This window comes from Streptomyces parvus (assembly GCF_014648875.1).
Taxonomy (GTDB): Bacteria; Actinomycetota; Actinomycetes; order Streptomycetales; family Streptomycetaceae; genus Streptomyces; species Streptomyces parvus.
The window spans coordinates 515,346-531,900 of sequence record NZ_BMRY01000001.1 but is presented as its reverse complement, the minus strand read 5'-3'; the positions used below and the strand labels follow the sequence as shown (position 1 = coordinate 531,900).

At 72.4% G+C, this 16,555-nt stretch carries 17 protein-coding genes and 1 pseudogene; 9 read left to right on the top strand and 9 right to left on the bottom strand.

Features of this window, described 5'->3' with window-relative positions; translation table 11 throughout:
- Nucleotides 1–116 precede the first annotated feature (116 nt).
- Nucleotides 117–2,738, top strand: a complete 2,622-nt coding sequence (locus IE140_RS02310) for a serine/threonine-protein kinase (protein ID WP_150195872.1) — start codon at nt 117–119, stop codon at nt 2,736–2,738.
- Between the two features lie 161 nt (nt 2,739–2,899).
- Nucleotides 2,900–5,278 carry a serine/threonine-protein kinase gene (locus IE140_RS02305; RefSeq protein WP_150195874.1) on the top strand — a complete coding sequence of 793 codons (2,379 nt, stop codon included), beginning with the start codon at nt 2,900–2,902 and terminating at the stop codon, nt 5,276–5,278.
- 150 nt (nt 5,279–5,428) lie between these two features.
- On the opposite strand, the gene IE140_RS02300 is transcribed toward IE140_RS02305, so the two are convergent.
- The 3 genes from IE140_RS02300 to IE140_RS02290 all read right to left on the bottom strand — a co-directional run bounded on the left by IE140_RS02300 (nt 5,429) and on the right by IE140_RS02290 (nt 7,988).
- Entirely contained in the window at nt 5,429–6,214 is a 786-nt protein-coding gene (locus IE140_RS02300; protein ID WP_150195876.1) for a D-Ala-D-Ala carboxypeptidase family metallohydrolase, read from the bottom strand.
- Nucleotides 6,215–6,399: 185 nt separating this feature from the next.
- The gene (locus IE140_RS02295) at nt 6,400–6,924 is read right to left on the bottom strand and encodes a MarR family winged helix-turn-helix transcriptional regulator (RefSeq protein WP_109179969.1); all 525 of its coding nucleotides are present in this window, start codon (nt 6,922–6,924) and stop codon (nt 6,400–6,402) included.
- A gap of 59 nt (nt 6,925–6,983) precedes the next feature.
- Nucleotides 6,984–7,988 (bottom strand): PP2C family protein-serine/threonine phosphatase, encoded by a 1,005-nt coding sequence (locus tag IE140_RS02290; RefSeq protein ID WP_150195898.1) that lies wholly within the window; start codon nt 7,986–7,988, stop codon nt 6,984–6,986.
- 206 nt (nt 7,989–8,194) lie between these two features.
- On the opposite strand from IE140_RS02290, the gene IE140_RS02285 reads away from it, so the two are divergent.
- The gene (locus IE140_RS02285) at nt 8,195–8,698 is read left to right on the top strand and encodes a nitroreductase/quinone reductase family protein (protein ID WP_150195878.1); all 504 of its coding nucleotides are present in this window, start codon (nt 8,195–8,197) and stop codon (nt 8,696–8,698) included.
- Between the two features lie 49 nt (nt 8,699–8,747).
- On the opposite strand, the gene fabG is transcribed toward IE140_RS02285, so the two are convergent.
- The 3 genes from fabG to IE140_RS02270 form a co-directional block, all read right to left on the bottom strand.
- Nucleotides 8,748–9,539 carry a 3-oxoacyl-ACP reductase FabG gene (fabG, locus tag IE140_RS02280; RefSeq protein WP_150195880.1) on the bottom strand — a complete coding sequence of 264 codons (792 nt, stop codon included), beginning with the start codon at nt 9,537–9,539 and terminating at the stop codon, nt 8,748–8,750.
- Between the two features lie 271 nt (nt 9,540–9,810).
- On the bottom strand, nt 9,811–10,026 hold the full coding sequence (locus IE140_RS02275; protein WP_150195882.1) for a DUF397 domain-containing protein: 216 nt from the start codon (nt 10,024–10,026) through the stop codon (nt 9,811–9,813).
- Nucleotides 10,023–10,862, bottom strand: coding sequence for a DUF5753 domain-containing protein (locus IE140_RS02270; protein WP_150195884.1), 840 nt, complete (start codon nt 10,860–10,862; stop codon nt 10,023–10,025). The genes IE140_RS02275 and IE140_RS02270 overlap by 4 nt, the downstream gene beginning before the upstream one ends.
- A 93-nt stretch (nt 10,863–10,955) precedes the next feature.
- On the opposite strand from IE140_RS02270, the gene IE140_RS02265 reads away from it, so the two are divergent.
- From IE140_RS02265 to IE140_RS02250, 4 genes are read left to right on the top strand one after another with little or no spacing between them, the layout of a single operon-like run.
- Nucleotides 10,956–11,216, top strand: a complete 261-nt coding sequence (locus tag IE140_RS02265; protein WP_032780723.1) for a hypothetical protein — start codon at nt 10,956–10,958, stop codon at nt 11,214–11,216.
- Nucleotides 11,213–11,662, top strand: coding sequence for a hypothetical protein (locus IE140_RS02260; RefSeq protein ID WP_229826670.1), 450 nt, complete (start codon nt 11,213–11,215; stop codon nt 11,660–11,662). The genes IE140_RS02265 and IE140_RS02260 overlap by 4 nt, the downstream gene beginning before the upstream one ends.
- Before the next feature lie 4 nt (nt 11,663–11,666).
- Nucleotides 11,667–12,131, top strand: a complete 465-nt coding sequence (locus tag IE140_RS02255; RefSeq protein WP_150195886.1) for a hypothetical protein — start codon at nt 11,667–11,669, stop codon at nt 12,129–12,131.
- A 28-nt stretch (nt 12,132–12,159) separates the two neighbouring features.
- Entirely contained in the window at nt 12,160–12,369 is a 210-nt protein-coding gene (locus IE140_RS02250) for a hypothetical protein (RefSeq protein WP_109179977.1), read from the top strand.
- 64 nt (nt 12,370–12,433) lie between these two features.
- Here the strand turns inward: IE140_RS02250 and IE140_RS02245 are convergent, their stop codons facing one another.
- Nucleotides 12,434–12,844: a DoxX family protein gene (locus IE140_RS02245; protein ID WP_109179978.1), complete on the bottom strand. Its 411-nt coding sequence runs from the start codon at nt 12,842–12,844 to the stop codon at nt 12,434–12,436.
- Nucleotides 12,845–13,277: 433 nt separating this feature from the next.
- Nucleotides 13,278–13,775: a hypothetical protein gene (locus IE140_RS02240; protein WP_229826669.1), complete on the bottom strand. Its 498-nt coding sequence runs from the start codon at nt 13,773–13,775 to the stop codon at nt 13,278–13,280.
- Nucleotides 13,776–14,048: 273 nt separating this feature from the next.
- Here IE140_RS02240 and IE140_RS35815 point away from each other — a divergent pair.
- Nucleotides 14,049–14,126 (top strand): annotated as a pseudogene (locus tag IE140_RS35815) (hypothetical protein); the annotation flags it as partial.
- 316 nt (nt 14,127–14,442) lie between these two features.
- On the top strand, nt 14,443–14,898 hold the full coding sequence (locus tag IE140_RS35810) for a DUF2690 domain-containing protein (RefSeq protein WP_229826668.1): 456 nt from the start codon (nt 14,443–14,445) through the stop codon (nt 14,896–14,898).
- Between the two features lie 61 nt (nt 14,899–14,959).
- Here the strand turns inward: IE140_RS35810 and IE140_RS02230 are convergent, their stop codons facing one another.
- Entirely contained in the window at nt 14,960–16,420 is a 1,461-nt protein-coding gene (locus IE140_RS02230; RefSeq protein ID WP_150195890.1) for a glucoamylase family protein, read from the bottom strand.
- Between the last annotated feature and the right edge of the window lie 135 nt (nt 16,421–16,555).

Below are 16,555 nucleotides of genomic sequence, written 5' to 3'. Positions count from 1 at the left end.
GCGGCCGGGCCGCGAGGAGCCGCTCGCGGTCGGGGGTGGCGCGGGGCTCGGCCAGATGCCAGGCTTGATCGTCAAGGGGCGGACAGGCCCGTCACGGGTCAACGGGGGAGCGGGGCATGGCAGTCGAAGAGCGGGGCGGGGACGCGGCCGACCGGGGGCGCGAAGCTCTCGGCGTGCTGCCGGAGCGGGCTCCCCGGCGTATCGGCCCGTACCGGATCCTCGCCCGCCTCGGCGCGGGCGGTATGGGAGAGGTCTACCTCGGTGCCGACACCCGGCCGGTGTCCGAGGGCTCCGGGCCGCAGTTGGCGGCGGTCAAGACCGTCCGGTCCGAACTGGTGGGGGACCAGGCGTTCCGCGACCGGTTCCGCCGCGAGATCGACACCGCCCGGTCGGTCGAGAGCCGTTTCGCCGCCCGGCTCCTGTCCGGTGACGCGGAGGCCGCGGAGCCCTGGCTGGCCACCGAGTACGTGGCCGGGCCCACGCTGGAGCGTGCGGTCCGCGCGGCCGGGCCCCTGCCCGTGGCGACGGTGCGGGCCCTGGGGCTCGATCTCGTGCGGGGGCTGCGCGGTATCCATCACGCCCGTGTCCAGCACCGGGATCTGAAGCCGTCGAACGTCCTGCTCGGCAGGGACGGTGCCAAGGTGATCGATTTCGGTATCGCGCGGGCTTTCGGCGCCAGCACGATGACCGCGACCGGGGCGATGCTGGGCTCACCGGGATACATGTCCCCGGAGCATGTGCTGGGCGGACGGCATGTGGTCGCGGCGTCCGACGTCTTCTGCCTGGCCTCGGTGCTGTGCTACGCCGCCACCGGGCAATCCCCTTTCGGCACCGGCCCGTTGGCCGCCGTGCTCTACCGGATCTCGCAGGCGCAGACGGATCTCGGCGCGGTGCCGGACGCCGTGCGCGAGCTGATCGAGGACTGCCTGTCCCTCGATCCGGCCCGGCGACCCGACTCGGTGGCCCTGGAGGAACGGTTCCGGGCGGCGGTCCTGGCGGACGCGCCGGACGCCGGCACCGCTGCGGACGCGTTCGCGGCGGGCGTCGGTGCGGAGCGGGGCGCGCCCCAGGACGCCCCTTCCGGCGACGGCGTCGGGCAGCGGTTCTGGCCGGTCGCGGTACGGGAGTCGGTGGCCACCCACGAGAGGGAGCTGGCCGCTGTCATCGCGGCGGCGGGCCCCCTGACCACCCCGGTACCCACGATGCCGGGTGCGTCTCCGCTCCACAGCGCCGAAACGATCACTCGCCCGCCGGACGGGACCGCCTCCGCGTCGTCCCCCGACACCCCTCGTTCCGGTCGGCGCCGTCGAACCGTCATCGCGGTCACGGCGGTGCTGGCCGTGAGCGTGCTGAGCGTGGTCGGCCTGAGGACCTTGCGGGACGACGGCGGGAACGAGGCCAGGAGCGGCGGGCCGGGCGCCTCGTCCGGGCCGTCCGGTGCCGCCTCCCCCTCGGTGTCGGGTTCACCTGCGGCCGAGACCGCGGCGGGCGCCGGGCTGGACCGGCTCGGCGTCGACCGCAGCGGCTACTTCCCGGTCGATTCCGCCGCGCGCCCGGCCGGGTGGAAGCCGTGGTCGGGGAAGCTGGAGGAGCGGCCGTGGAGTTGTGCCCTCAGCCGCGAGATCCTGGTCTGCCGCACCGTCGCGGGCGGGCTGGAGGCCGTACGCCCCTCCGACGGGAAGCCGTTGTGGAAGGCGGCCTCTCCCTCTCCCGGTGACCGGGCGGCGACCAGCAACCGGGGTGTGGTCCTGCCGGGCCGCGGCAGCAGCCCGCTGATCCAGGACGATGTCGTCGTCACCATGGAGGCCGGTGTGGTGAGGGGACGTGCGGCCAAGGACGGGAAGGTCCGCTGGGAGAGCGATACGGGTGGCGGCGAGGAGACCGAGCTCTTCGGCGACCCGCTGCTCGGCGACAAGGTCGCGTTCTTCACCCTTGGCGGCAGCGCGGCGAGCATCTACGCGGTGGACGTCCGCAACGGCGAACGGCTGTGGGCGGAGGGGCTCACCTCGCACGACGCGCCGATGGCCGGGCACGGGCTGTACCGTGCCGAGATCTTCGTGGAGGGCAGGCTCATCGCCGTGACCGACGGCGGCCTGGTCGCGTTCGACGGCAGAACCGGGAAGCGCACACCGGTGATCGTGCCGGGTGACAAGAGCTGCGCCGCGATGCGCGTCCACGGCGGCCAGGTGTACTGCGACATCGAGGGCCAGGACACCGCGATCCTGGACGCGGTCACACTGCGTTCGGTCCCGGCGGACCAGGACCCGGACGCCCGTGCCCCGCGGGCCCGGGGCGTGGTCGCCGCCGGGGGGCGGGAGTACGGGCTGAAGGCGAACGCGTCCAGTGGCGCGGTCGAGCTCACCGACCTCTCGGCCTCCGGCGGCGACCCGTCCCCTCGCACCGTCGGCGCGCTGCCCGGAGAGGAAGCGGACCAGGCCGACCCGGCGAAGGCCGGCGGTCTCCACTCGGATCCGGTGATCGTCGGATCCACCGCGCTCTTCGCCGACAACCGGAACCTCTACACCCTGCCCCTGCGCGGCGGCGAGAGCGCCCGGCACGAGATCGAGGGAGCGCCCGGGTACGTGCCGCCCGGCGGTTCGGGTGCCGGATCCGACGACTTCGGGGAGTTCGACGAGGTGGCGAACAAGGTCTGGGCGCCCGAGGTGATCTCGCTCGGCGGACTGCTCTACCTGGTCTTCCACGACGGGACCGTCCGGTCCCTCGAACTCCCCACCTGACCGTGAGGAAGCCGGCTCCAGCTCCCCCGTCCGCCCCGCAGACCCGTCCGACAGCTCCATCCCCCCGTCCGCCCGCAGACCCGTCCGACAGCTTCATCCCCCCGTCCGCCCGCAGATCCGTCCGCCGCCCGTGAGGGCAGACCGCTCCGGAGAGGTGCCCCGTGCTGCGCCCGCTCGACGCCGACGCCCCGTACGACATCGGCCCCTACCGGCTGCTCGCCGGACTCGGCTCCGGCGGGATGGGAACGGTCCACCTCGCCGTCCCGCCCGGCGGCGGTCCCGAGGGCCTCGTCGCACTGAAGACCGTCCGCCGTGACCTGGAGCACGCGGGGGACTTCCGGCTCCGCTTCCGGCGTGAGGCGGAGGCGGCGCGCGCCGTGCGCGGACCGTACGTCTCCGCACTCGTCGACGCCGACCCGGAGGCCGAACGGCCATGGCTGGCCACCCAGTACATCGCCGGGCCGTCGCTGGAGGAGGCGGTGGGCCGACACGGTCCGCTGCCCGTTCCCGTCGTCCGCGACCTCGGTGCGGCCATCGCCCGCGGCCTGGCGGCCGTGCACGGCGCACGGCTCGTCCACCGGGACCTGAAGCCCGCCAACGTCGTCCTCGGCGCCACGGGACCGCGGCTGATCGACTTCGGGATCGCCCAGGCGTACGACGCGACGGCGCTCACGGCGACCGGTGTCATGGTGGGGTCGCCGGGCTTCATGTCGCCCGAACACGTCGCCGGCGACCGGTCGGTGACGGGTGCGTCCGATGTGTTCTGCCTGGGGACGGTGCTCTGCTTCGCCGCCACCGGCCACGGGCCGTTCGAGGACACCGAACTCGCCGCGATCGTGCACCGCATCGCCCAGGGGCGGCCCGACCTCTCCCGGGTGCCGGATGAGCTGCGGCAGACCGTGGCCGACTGCCTGCACCGGGACCCGGCCCGCAGGCCGACGACCGCCGAGCTGATCCGGGCGCTCGACACCTCGTCCCGGCCGGACAGACCGGGCGTCCCGCACGCGCCGGCCCGCGGAGCCTTCCCCTGGCCGGACGGCGTACGCGAACTGATCGGTACGTACGAGACCGCCGTGGCGGCGGCTCTCGCAGCACCCCCGATGCCCCGGACCGCCCCGACCGCTGCCCCGGCCGGCGCCGGCCAGGCCGCGCCGCACGGGCAGAGCACGGAGGACGGGGACGGCGCGGCGGACGGGCGCCCGGGGCCGGGGCGGCCCCGCACCGGCAGACCGGCCTGGGCGCGGGGCCGCCGGCTGCGCCTGGCCGTCGGCTTGGGAGCGGGCCTGCTCGCCGGAGTGCTGACGGCCACGCTGCTGCTCCTCCCGGGCGACGACCCCGAACCGAGGGCCCCGGGCAACGCCGCCCCGGCACCGGAACGGAGTGCCGGGGAGAGCGGCGGGAGCACCGCCCCCTCGGCCACACCGCCCGCACGCACCGCGGCCGTGGCCGTCAGCGGGATGGCGGACTTCGGGCCCGACAGCCTGGACCGAACCCTCCAACCCGAGGACTGGAGCCCGTGGGCAACCTCCTTCGACGGTCCCGGCGCGGCTGACGACTGCGCGCTCAGCGGCGATGTCATCGTCTGCCGGATCAGGGACGAGGCGACACGGCAGACCCGGCTGGAGGCGCGCGACGCCTCCGACGGCTCCCGGCTGTGGGGCTATCCCGCCGAAGGCGTGCCCACCGGCCTCTTCGGCGTCAGCGGCCTCGACGTCGACGACCGGCACGCCTATGTCACCGCGGCCGACGGAGACGGGTTCGAGGTGCTGAACCTGTCCGACGGAAAGCCGGTCGCCCGGCTCCCGGGCCGGACCGGGTACGACCCCGTGGTGGCCCGCGTCCACGACGGGCGGATCTTCGTCTCGTACGCGGGCGGCGGCGGAGCGGGCAGCGCCGCCAACATGCTCTTCCGCGCGTACGACGCCGACGACCGTACCCAGGTCTGGGAGCGGGTGATCCCCTGGGCGTTCCCGCCCAGCCTCGACGTCGTGGGCGACCGCGTCTGGCTCACCGGCAGCCAGGAAACCCTCACCCTCGACCCGGCGACCGGGAAGACACTGGCCGAGGCTCCCTGGAACTGCGACCGCCGCATCCGCAGCGCCCCCTACGACGTCTGCGGCGGCTTCATCGTGGACGCGCGGAGCCTGCGGAAGGTGGGCTCCACCCGCGCGATGCCCCCGGAGGCCGTAAGCCGCGACGGACTGCTCTTCATAGAAGGGGAGGGCCTCCGCGAGGGCTCCCGGTACATCCAGGCGATCGATGTGCGCAGTGGACGCGAACTGTGGACCGCCCCCTGGACGCGCGGGGACTCCGTGGTGGTGGCCGGGGACAGACTGCTGACCTTCGGCGCCGGCGGCGTACGCGCCTTCGCGCTGGACGACGGCACCCCGGAGGCGACTTTGGACAACGTCAGGAACTGGCCCCGGAAGGGCGGTGCCTTCGACGGCGGCAAGGCCCAGCCGACCACGGTGCTCGTGTCCGGGGGCGCCTGCTTCCTGACCTTCGACGACGGCACGGTCATGACGGCCCCGGTCTCCTGAGCCCCGCCCCGGACGAAGGCCGGGGCGCACGTGGTTCTCCACGGCTCTGCGTGTTCGGCGCACACCTGTCCCGAGGCCTGTGTATCGCGAGTGCGGGGGCCTCCGGTCCGCCGACCGGAGGCCCCCGCACGTCAGGGGAGCGCCGTGGCGTCAGATGCCGCAGCTGGGCGCGGACCAGAAGCGGCCGCTGCCTCCGGCGACGTGGGTGTGGTCGTTGTGGCCCGGGTAGCCCGGGCCGAGGATCTCGGTGAAGCCGTGGTTGCGGGCCGCCTGGGCGAGGGCGCAGAAGCCCTGGGACCCCGCGCCGAGGTCGGCCGCGTGGCCGTACATGTGGCGGCTGTTGGCGGCTCCGCCGACGGCGCTGTTGCAGGACACGCTGCGGAAGCCGCCGTTGACGGTGATGGGCCGGTCACCCATGGCGTGCCGCATGGCCTGGAGCTTCCACATGGTGACCAGGGCGTTGGCGCGGGCGGTCGCGGCGCTGACCTTGCCGCCCGACCAGTCGGAGTTGCAACGGTTCAGCTCGGCGTAGGTGAAGTTGACCGGGGTGCAGTCGTCGTCCTGCAGTTGGTAGATCTTGCTGAACGTCGCAGGTCCGGCGATGCCGTCGGCGGCGAGACCGTACGCGGCCTGGAAGCGCGTCACGGCCGCCTTCGTGGCCGGGCCGAACGCCCCGTCGATGGCGATCTGGTTCCCGGTGCCGGGGTAGCCCGCGACCCGGATCTGGAGCTGACGCACCGCCTCACCGCTGGAGCCCTCCCGGAGCGTTCCGCTCCAGGTGTAACAGCCGTCGGCCGCACGGGCGGCGCCGACCGACGCGGAACCGGTCTCCGGGGCGGAGGACGGGTTCGCGGAGGCGGTGGCGGTCGCTCCGCCGAACGCCAGGGCGGCGCCTGCGAGGGTGGAGAGGAGGAATCCGATGGGGCGTGATCGCATGGGAATAGCACCTCATTGTCGTCAGCGTTCCATGGGGGGTTCCGAGCCTCGGGCGCACAGACCTTTCATGTCAAGGTCATGTCAACATGCTGTCAGGGGTCAGGGGTCAGGGGTCAGGGGTCAGGGCCCAGGGGGCGGCGATCAGGGGTGCGGCCGACGCTTCCGCGCCAGGGCGCGGCGTCGGATCAGCCCGCCGTCTCGCCCCAGCCCAGCGGGTGCGGCCCAGGGCTCTCGCCCGACAGCCCCGCGGGCCGCTCCCCGCCCGCGCTGTTGAAGTCCGTCAGCGCACTGATCAACGCCGTCCGCTGGTCCGGGGAGAGGTGCTGAACGATCGAGGCGATCTCCTCGCGCCGGCGCGCGGTGACGTTCTCCACCGTGCGGCGCCCCTCCGAGGTCAGTCGGAGCAGCGTTTCACGGCGGTTCTCCGGGTTGGTCTGCCGGTCCGCGAGTCCCGCGGCGATCAGCCGGTCGATCATGCGCATCGCCGTGGACGGGGCCACGCCCAGCAGCTCCGCCAGCGTGACGAGTTTGGTGTCGCCCCGGGAGGAGAGCACCACCAGCATCCGGAACTGGGGGAGGGTCACCCGCTCCTCCACCTCCGCCAGAGAGCGCGCGGAGACCGCGACCAGCAACCGGGAAGCCGTCAGCACCGCCTCGGTGACCGCGTCCACGTCGTCCATGCGCTCCGGCGGAGCGCCCTTGCTGCTCATGGCACCTTTCTATCCTGTGCCCGCACCGGTGGTACATCGCGGGCCGTGACTGCGCGCAGTCACCGTTGCCGGTAGCGCAGCAGCATCATCGCCGCGTCGTCGTGCAAGGGGCCGTTGGCGTGCCGCACCACGTCCCCGCGCAGTGCTTCGAGTGCCTCTTCGGCATCCGCGTCGCCGAGCAGTCCGGCTCGTTCCCGCAAGGGGTAGAAGGTGCCGTCGGCGTCACGCGCTTCGGTGACTCCGTCGGTGTAGAGCAGGAGCTGGTCGCCCGGAGCGAACCTGGCCCGATGGGTCAGGGGAGGTTCTCCGCCGTGCATGCCCAGGCCCAGTGGCAGGGCGTAGGCGGGCGGGCGGGGAAGATCGGTGGAGCCGTCGGCACGGACGATCATGGGAGGAGGGTGTCCGCAGTTCAGGAAGACAGCGGCCCGCTCGTCGGCGTGGATCTCGGCGATGATGGCCGTCACGAACTTCTCCCCGTCCTCTTCGCGGGCCACTGTGCGCTCCAGTCTGGCGGCCAGTGACGCCAGATCCGGTTCGTCGTGAGCCGCCTCCCGGAACACGCCCAGGACGGAGGCCGCCGTCGCCACCGCGGCGAGGCCCTTGCCCTGGACGTCACCGACGATGACGCGGACTCCGTACGGCGATGCCACCACCTCGTGCAGATCGCCGCCGATGCGCGACTCCGCGACCGCGGACGTGTAGGAGACCGCTGTCCGCAGTTCGCCGACGTGGCGGGGCACGGGGCGCATCAGCACGCTCTGGGTCACCTCGGCGATCGAACGCACACCGGCCAGCTCCGCCTCGCGCCGCATCCGGGAACCGGAAGCCAGGACGCCCGCCAGGGTGACCCCGGCGACCGAAGCCATGGCCGTCCAGCCCCGCTGGGTGTCGAAGAGACCGTCGTACACGCCCAGACCGGCGCACAGCAGCAGCGCCACGCCGCCGATGAGCGCGGTACGCCGCCAGGCGCCGATCAGCCCGGCGAAGGCGGGGCCGAGGGAGACCAGAGGCAGGAACCCGGCCTCCGGCCCCGCGGCGAGGTCGATCCCGGCGACGACCGCCATCACCACGATCGGCAGCCAGGACAGCACTGTTCCGCCGTCCCTTCGCTTCCCAGTGATCACGGCGCTCCTACCAGACAGACGTCCTGCGGCGGGCCACCGTCCCTGGCGACCCAGCTTTAGATTATGCAAAGATTGCCCCTGCTAAGGGTTGGCTCCGGCTTCCGTTACGCAATCGGTTCCCCTGCACGGCGCGAGGAGGCGGCTCGATGAGAACAGAACGCCACGGCGTCCATCACCACCTTCCACCGCCGGGCGGCTGGCGGCGACACGTCGCACGCCTGCCCGCCACCCTCTTCCGCGTGGGACTCGGGCCGGTGCTGGGCCGCCATCTGCTGCTCCTGCACCACATTGCCAGAGCCGACGGACATCTCCATCACACCGTGCTGCAGGTCATCGCGTACGACGCGGAGCGCGGCTGCTGGATCCTGGCCGCCCCCGCGGACGCGCCCTGGTACCTGGATCTCCGGGCGGCGCCCCTGACGACCGTCCAGGTCGGCAGCCACCACTACGCCGTCACCGCCCACTTCCCGGAAGCCGACGAAGCCGCCGAGATCGTGACGCGATACGTCACGGGCGGGCCGCGCCGCGCGCGACGCGCGTGCCCGGCGGGCCGCATGGCCGAGAACGCCTCCGTCCGGCCGCACGGGCGGACGGGGAACCCTCCCGCCTTCGTGCGCCTCGACGTCGCCCTGGGGCAGCGTCTGCCCTGACGGGGGCGAACACTTCATCGTCGGCCACCGGGCGGCCGGGCCGCCTTCGTCAGGCCGTCGGGGTGAAGGAGTCCAGCGATTCGGGCAGGGTCTGGCCGCCGTCGACGGTGAGTGTCTGACCGGTGATGAACGCGGCTTCGTCGGAGGCGAGGAAGAGCACGGCGTGGGCGATGTCCGCGGTCTCGCCGAGCCGGCCGACCGGGATCGTGGCGGTCATCCGTCGCAGGTAGTCCTCGCCCATCTCGCTCAGCCCCTCGGTGCGGACGTTTCCGGGCAGGACGGCGTTGACGGTGATGCCCGCCGGGGCCAGTTCCAGCGCGGCGCTGCGGATGAACCCCAACTGGCCCGCCTTGCTCGCCCCGTAGTGGGACCACCCGCCGAAGCCCGTGGTCGGCCCGGTGATCGAGGAGGTGAGCACCACGCGCCCGCTCCCGGCGCGCTCCATGGCCGGCAGGAACGCCTTCGTCGTGAGGATCGAGCCCCGCAGGTTGACGGCGAGGACGTCGTCCACGTCCGCGGCCGTCATCTCCCGCAGGGGCTTCTCGGGGAAGACCCCGGCGTTCGCGCTCACGACGTCGACGTGGCCGTGGCGCGCCTCGGCCTCTTCCGCCATGGCCTCGACGGCCGCTGGGTCCCGGAGGTCCAGGCCCAGTCCGGTCACCCGGGATCCGGTGGTCCGGGCGAGTCCGTCCGCCGTCTTGCGGGCGATCTCCTCGTCCCGCCCGGTGAGGACGACGGCGGCGCCACGACGGGCGAACAACTCCGCGATGCCCCGCCCGATGCCCCGCGTGCCACCCGTCACGACCACGGACCGGCGTCGCCAGTCGGTTTCCGTCACCATCGGACTCCCTCGCTCCTCGTGCCCGTACCGCGTGCCCGCATGTCACCGCTCGCGGCGATGATCAACACGCTAGGTCACCGGTGGGGAATTCACGGCGAAGCACGGAACCCTGGCCTGATACCGCCCCGGGGCGGGCCGGGAGCGGCGTCCGGCTCACGCGGCGGCCCCCTGCCGGAATGCCGGGGGTCCGCAGCCGCCGCGCCTTCCGTGCGTGGCGTGAGTCGACGCCCCCTGGGCGGTACAGGGGGCGTCGGCAGTCAGGAGTCGGGGGTCAGGAGGCTTCGAAGCCGCCTGCCTTGACGCCCGCCACGAAGGAGGTGAACGCGTCGGCGGTGACGGCCAGAGCCGGGCCGCCCGGGTTCTTCGAGTCGCGTACGGGGACGATGCCGGTGGCGGAGGCGGTACGCGGGGCCCACTGGACGCACGAACCGCCGTTGTCGCTGTAGGAGGACTTGACCCACTGCGGGGTCGTGGATTCGGTCGTCACGGGGTGCCCTTTCGATGCTGGTGGATCATGTCCACGGTATCCGTCTGCGACAGAGACACAGCCTGCAACTGATGGTAGGCCCTCACCATCGGGATGACAGAGCTGAGTTCACGGTCCAGGTGGCCCTGCGTCTCGGACTCGACGTAGGAGACCACGGACCGGTCCTGGAGCGTCAGCAGATTCACCAGCCGGTTGAAGGGCCGCTGCTCGCCGACGCTGAACGGGACGATCTGCAGCATGGTGTGGGACTGCGTGGCGAAGTCGACCAGATGCTGCAACTGGGCGTCCATCACGGCGGGGCTGCCGACCGGGCGGCGGATGCAGCTCTCGTCCAGCACCGCGATCAGCATCGGCGGGACGGTGCGTAACAGGGCGCCCTGGCGCTCCATGAGCAACGAGACGCGCTGATCTGCCTGTTCGGGGGTGATGACGCCCCGGTCGACCGCCCCGCGTGCCAGCGCCTCCGCGTACCCCCGGGTCTGCAACAGCCCCGGGATGACGCCCACCTCGAACAGCCGGATCTCCGCCGCCCGGCCCTCCAGAGCCACGTACTCCGGGAAGCCCTGCAACAGCACCCCGTGCTTGATCTTGCGCCACTCGCGCTCGAACGAGTCAGCGGTTCCCGTATAGCCCATCGCCACGTCAACGGCGATCGAGAACTTGCGAGTTGGGGACTTGTGGCACAATTCCACGCCGGAAACGTGCCGCCCGGTGTAGCCGATGCGGCCCCCGAGATCGTCCTGTTTCCAGCCCCGAGCCTCTCGCTCCCGCCGCAGACGCGCTCCGTAGGCCGCCTCCGGGCCCCCGTCCGGGTTCACTTCCTTGCGGTTGACCAACGTATCCCCCAGTTCCGAAACGTTGAAGACGTATCCACGCTAGGCCACGCTGAGTCGCCCTGGTAGTCGTTCGGCTACAGAGAGGAGCGATCGGTGTACGGCGAGAACGCCAGCGCGAATACGGAGCGGCCCTTACCCGTCCCGGACCCCGGGACCCTGCTCGCGGACACCAGCCGCGGTGACCGCGTGGGGGAGTTCCAGGGCGTCGCCGGCCCGTACTGGTCCCTCCGTCCGGTCGGCGGCGGGCGCGAGTGGGAGGTCGAACCCCGTTACGTACGGCCCGCGTTGCTCATGGAGCAGCTTCGGGCGCGTACCGCGCGGCTCAACGCGCGCAGCCGGGGAGAAGTGCTGTGAAGGCGGGGCGCCCGAGGGTGCTGGACTACGTCGCGGCCGTCACGGTGACGACCGGCGGCCGGGCCCTCCCGCTCGGCGGGGTCGCCCTGCCGAACCGCCGCCTCGTCCTCCGCTGGCTGCGCCGGCAGGCCCTGCGGCTGGCGGACGCGCACGGGCGCAGTCTGCCCCCGCCCGCCCCGTGGCTCGGGGCCAGGGACGTCCGGCCGGTCGCCTTCCACGGGTCCGACGCCCCCGAGGCGCTCCGGGCCTGGGCGGACGACCACGGCAGCCAGGACCACGCCCTGAGCGCGCTGGAATCCGGGCTCCCCGCCCTGCTCACCGTGGTCGATCCGTTCGTGGGGCTGCGCGTCACCCTCGGCGCGTGGCCCGTGGATCTTTGGGGGTGGACGGCGGCAGCCTCGGCGAACCACCCGTCCTCGCGTCACCTCCGTACGGAAGGGGTCTGACCGCGTGCTGCAATGCACCGCCGTGACCCAAGTCCCCTACGCGGAAGCGTTGCTGGCGCTGGCGACGATGGAGGGCGGGCCCGAGCATCCGCCGGACATCGTGGAACCGGAGGACTTCGTCCTGTGCGAGCTGGGCGACCACGACGAGTCGGCCGAGCACGCCGCGCATCTGTGGACGGCGGACGCCCCGGACGACCGGGACCTGTGGTTCCTCTGGTCGGGGACCGGGGCCCACCGCGTCCACCGGCTCGACGTGCTCCGCCTCTGCCCCGCCGTGCTCCGCGAGCTGGCGACCCGCACGGTGACCACGTGCGCGTACTTCGACCACCACCCCGGGCCGCACTCCTTCTCCGTGACCGACCCGCTCGGCGACCTCATCGCCGAGCACGTCCACAGCGAGGTCCGGCGACTGGTCGCGGAGGACGACGGTCCCGGCACCCCCGACGAACCCGACATCGACGCGCCCTGACGGCGACGACCGGAGGATTCCCCGCCCCATGGACCAGTGCACCGCCGTAACCCTGCTGCCGCCCCCGGACTTCGTGCTCCGCCTCGCCGCTGCCGACGGCGGCAGCCGCCCGGAAGCCGGACACCTGCTCTGCGAGCTGGCCCCGCATCTCTTCTCCGACAGAGAGCGCCAGGTGTTCTGTCCCGGGAGGTTGTGGACGGGCGATGCAGGTCTCGGCCGAGGGATCTTGAACCGGTGAGGGCCTTCCGGGTTCGGTGTGGACTGCGAAACGCTTTCAGGTCCCACGTGCTCTTCGGGCTCGGTCAGCGGCGGCGCGGGACGGTCAGGGTGTGGCGTCGGCCGTACGCGACGGCGCCGAGAAGGGCGGCTGCGATCAGCGGGGTGGCCCAGTTGACGCCGTCCAGAAAGGCCCAGGTGAACACCTCGGCGCCGAGCATCACGCCGACCAGGCCGAGGGCGGCGAGTGCCGCCAGGCGCGGGATCAGCAGCCCGACGGCACCGGCCAGTTCCAGCACGCCGGTGAGGTACATGAGCCAGTCGCCCCAGCCGATCGCGTCGAAGGTGACGGTGGCCGAGGAGTGCGCCACGAGCTTCGGGACGGCGCTGGCGACGCCGTAGAACAGGGCCAGCAGGATCTGCAGACCCCACAGCGCGCGGTCGGCGCGGCGGGAGACGGCGGGGGCGGTGGCGGCGGAGAGTGCGGTGGAGGTCATGGCCGGGTCCTTCGAAGTGGCGTCGGGCCGCGGTGCGCGGTCACAGATATAGACGACCGCCGTTCCATGAACTCATCGGTTCCCGGGAGGCTTTCAGTGTCCGTTCTCGGTGGAACCAGCAGGACGTTCGACCGGGGGCGGGACTCGGTCGGGGCGGCCGGGGCCGGAGCGGTTCGGGATGACTGTCGCTCCCGACGGCGCGCATGTGCCGTGGTTGGACACGCCGGACAGCCCGGTTCCGGCCTCCTCTGACCGGCGCTCCCCGCCCACGACTGGGACGTCACCGATCCGACGCTCGCGGCGGTGGACGCCGTACTCGCGGGGGAGTACCCGCATCTCGCCCCGCGTGACCGTGAGCGATGAACAGGCATGTGGTGACTGCCCCGATCACGGATCGGGGCAGTCACCGCGTTGCCGGAGGAGGGGGCCGGAATCAGGCGGTGCCGTAGATCGTGTAGACCTTCTCCTTCATCGCCTTGTCGTCGTAGACGGTGACCGTCACCCTTCTGCCCTCCGGGATGTCCAGGTTCACCTTCCTGATGTCAATGACGTTGGACGTGCTCGGAGCGGCGTACAGACCCCACTTTCCGCCGTCACCCTCGTAGGACACCTTGTAGTACAACGTGTCGCCGTCGTTCTTCACGTCGTACACATAGAGAATCTCGTCATACGGGTGGAACTCGACCTTCGCCACCGCGTGGCGGCTGGCGTTGCCGTGGATGACCTTGAACCCCGTCCCACCCACATCCTTGTGGAAGTAGGTTCCGTCGATCATGTCGTTGTACCGGCAGGGGCAGTAGTCCGTACCGGTCGACTCGCGCCCCACGACGGGCAGATCGCCGTAGGCGTTGGCCGGTGTGGCGGTCATGGCGACGACGGTGGCCGCGGCGGACGCCGTTGCGGCAAGGGAAGCGATGGCGCGATTACGCATGTTCATCCTTCGGTGGGCGGGACGGTGAACCGTGCTTGTTCCCGGTGGCGTTGCTCGACAGATGCTCGTGCCGCGACGAGAACCCCGGTAGAGCGGTGGGACCGGTTGGGACATGATGGGAATCGGGACACGTCAACAGGCCCTATAACAGGGGACACAGCGTGGGAGGACGAGCGATGGCGGGACAGGCTGGGAGACCCCGGGGCCGGGGAGCCGCCCCGGGAAGCCGGGCTTCTGACCGAACAACTCCGGTTACTGCGAGGGCGCGACGGAATGACCCTCGCCGCGCTCGCCAACCGGACGAGCTACAGCAAGTCGTCGTGGGGGCGCTACCTCAGCGGCAAGGCACTTCCACCCCGGCAGGCGGTGCGGGAATTCGCCCAGGCGGTCTCGGTGAAGCCCGACCGCCTGCTCCTCCTGCTGGAGATCGCCGAGCGCGGTCAGGCGCAGCCCGACCGGAAGGCCCCGGAGGACGTCGTCGCCGAGGTGCCGCCGACGGCCGCCCAGGATCCTGATTCCTTATCCGATTCCGAGCCTGATCCGGTGGCTGCCCCGCAGGCGGAGCCACCCGGGGCGCGATCGCCGGAGCAGCCCACTCCCGCCCCCCGCCTCGCCCCGCCGGCCCCGGCGCTGGGGTCTCATCGTCGGGGCCGCCACCGGTGTGGGGATGGCCACGGGGCTGCTCGCGGGCATGCTCGTGGGCGCTCCGGAGAGCCGGGGGGAGCCGACGTCCAGGGGAAGTTCCGCGAAGTGCACCGGGTTCGAGTGCCGGAACAAGGACGCCCAGGGCATGGAGTGCCACATCGGGGTGTGGACCGCCGCGGCGGAGAAGGTCGACGGGATCCACCTGGAGCTGCGCTACAGCCCCCGCTGCGGAGCCGCCTGGGCCAGGATCACCGAGGGCCGGGTCGGGGACACGGCACGGGTCGAGGGGCCGCACAACCACTCGGCGGCCCGCGCGATCACCTACGACCGGGACACCTACTCACCCATGGTCGAAGCCCCCTACCCCGCCGCCGCCCGGGCCTGCGTGGTCATCAAGGACGGGGGCAAGGAGGTCTGCACCGCGCACGGCGGCGCCTCGCCCCTGCCCGAAGCGGTCACCGACGAGCGGAAGCCGTAGGAGCCGCCGCCCGCCCCGGACGGGGGGCGGACGGCGGCTCCTGCGGACCGTACCGCCGCCCTCAGACCGAGAACCGCTCCCGCTCCAGCAGCGGACGGACGCGCGAGCGGAAACCCCCTGTGCGGAAAGGGCGTTGCAGCAGACCCGGGCGCAGCTCCTGGGCGAGCGCCGCGACGATCATGCCCTGGTCCAGCGCGAGCATGAAGTCGCTGACCCGGCCCGTCGACACGTTCACCGAGTCCCGGAAGCCGAGCCCCTCCTCGTACGCGCCGAAGTCCCGGTCCAGCGCGCGCAGGTTGGCCACCGCGTCCCGGCGCGCGTACGGCAGGGCCAGGAAGGAGGCGTGCGGGGTGACGACTCCGTTGGTGAACGCGGAAGGGGGCGGGAGCGGTTCGCCGTCCGTCGTGTGCGTGCGGTCCGTGTTGGAGGCGTAGCCGTCGACCGCCATGCCGAGCGCGTCGACCCCGTACTCCTGGTAGCCGTCCTCGGGGACGTTGGCGGGGGAGAAGCCCCAGTAGCCGTACTGCGCCTCCCGCAGACCGTGGTCGATCTGGCCGCGTACGTAACGCTGGTGGGTCACGCCCCACGCGCGCGGCGACCACTCCGGCTCCGGCACGAACAGCGGCACCATCAGCGCCTCGAACATCGAGCCGCCCCAGGTGGGGACCACCTTCCGGCCCCGGTGCGTGTAGTGGCCGTTCCATACGCGTACGCCGTCGACCGTGACGTAACCGCCGCCCGGCTTCTGCTCCTGCTCGTGCTCCGGGAGCATCGTGCGCAGCAGGTGCCAGTAGTGGTCGCCGGGGAGCGAGCCGTCCGCTATGCCCAGGTAACTCGCCATGCGGGGCTCGGTGTTGAGCGCGCCGTAGTGGTGCGGGGTCGGCTCCTCCGTGTCCGTCCAGACGCCGCCGCGCAGCTGGCCGGGGCCCGCCACCGGGTCGGCCGGGTCGTACGGCGTGTAGAAGTACGACCAGTCGGCCGTGGCCAGGATGCGGTCGATGCGGGCGCGTAGCGTCGGTGCCGCGTCGGCGGCTGTCCGCAGGCCCGTCACCAGCCACGCGTTGTCCACCGAGGACAGGAACGGGCGCACCGGGGCCCCGGTTCCGGGCCACTCCGTCAGTACCGAACCGTCGTGTGCGTCATACCAGTTGAGCCAGAAGCCGTGGTGGCGCTCCAGCTTCTCCACTGCTGTGACCGTGCGCGTCAGGGCCCGGAGCATCGCTCCTTCGCCGATCACACCCAGGCCTGCCGCCGCCACCGTCGACCACAGGCCGCAGCCGATGTTGGTGGGGGAGGTCTGGGGGGACTGGGCGGGAGCTCCCGCGCCCCTGAGGTCGATCTTGTCGGTGACCAGGCCGAAGTCGGTCGTCATCGCCTCGATCGAGCGGTACGTGTCGTCGAACCAGTGCTTCAGAAGGCGGGGGTCTGCCGGGGCCGCCGCTGTTGCGGGGGCGGTCACGGCTCCGAGCGACAGGGCCGCGGCCCCGGTCCCTGCGGCGGTGAGAAACGTGCGACGGTCCATCGGTCCGGCTCCTGGTGGCAGAAGGGGGAAGAGGGGAACAGTGCTCGTGCGTGCGGCTCGGGAGCCGGCGGTCGTCAGGTTCCGCCGGCTCCCGGACCGGAGGGAGCCGTCAGGTGGCTCCCCGTATCGAGGCGC

What these genes read in the sequence shown, in the direction of transcription:
- IE140_RS02310 (WP_150195872.1), top strand. Translation starts at nt 117, where the DNA reads ATGGCAGTCGAAGAGCGGGGCGGGGACGCGGCCGACCGGGGGCGCGAA.
- IE140_RS02300 (WP_150195876.1), bottom strand. Translation starts at nt 6,214, where the DNA reads ATGCGATCACGCCCCATCGGATTCCTCCTCTCCACCCTCGCAGGCGCC.
- IE140_RS02295 (WP_109179969.1), bottom strand. Translation starts at nt 6,924, where the DNA reads ATGAGCAGCAAGGGCGCTCCGCCGGAGCGCATGGACGACGTGGACGCG.
- IE140_RS02290 (WP_150195898.1), bottom strand. Translation starts at nt 7,988, where the DNA reads ATGGCGGTCGTCGCCGGGATCGACCTCGCCGCGGGGCCGGAGGCCGGG.
- IE140_RS02285 (WP_150195878.1), top strand. Translation starts at nt 8,195, where the DNA reads ATGAGAACAGAACGCCACGGCGTCCATCACCACCTTCCACCGCCGGGC.
- fabG (WP_150195880.1), bottom strand. Translation starts at nt 9,539, where the DNA reads ATGGTGACGGAAACCGACTGGCGACGCCGGTCCGTGGTCGTGACGGGT.
- IE140_RS02250 (WP_109179977.1), top strand. Translation starts at nt 12,160, where the DNA reads ATGGACCAGTGCACCGCCGTAACCCTGCTGCCGCCCCCGGACTTCGTG.
- IE140_RS02245 (WP_109179978.1), bottom strand. Translation starts at nt 12,844, where the DNA reads ATGACCTCCACCGCACTCTCCGCCGCCACCGCCCCCGCCGTCTCCCGC.
- IE140_RS02240 (WP_229826669.1), bottom strand. Translation starts at nt 13,775, where the DNA reads ATGCGTAATCGCGCCATCGCTTCCCTTGCCGCAACGGCGTCCGCCGCG.
- IE140_RS35810 (WP_229826668.1), top strand. Translation starts at nt 14,443, where the DNA reads ATGGCCACGGGGCTGCTCGCGGGCATGCTCGTGGGCGCTCCGGAGAGC.
- IE140_RS02230 (WP_150195890.1), bottom strand. Translation starts at nt 16,420, where the DNA reads ATGGACCGTCGCACGTTTCTCACCGCCGCAGGGACCGGGGCCGCGGCC.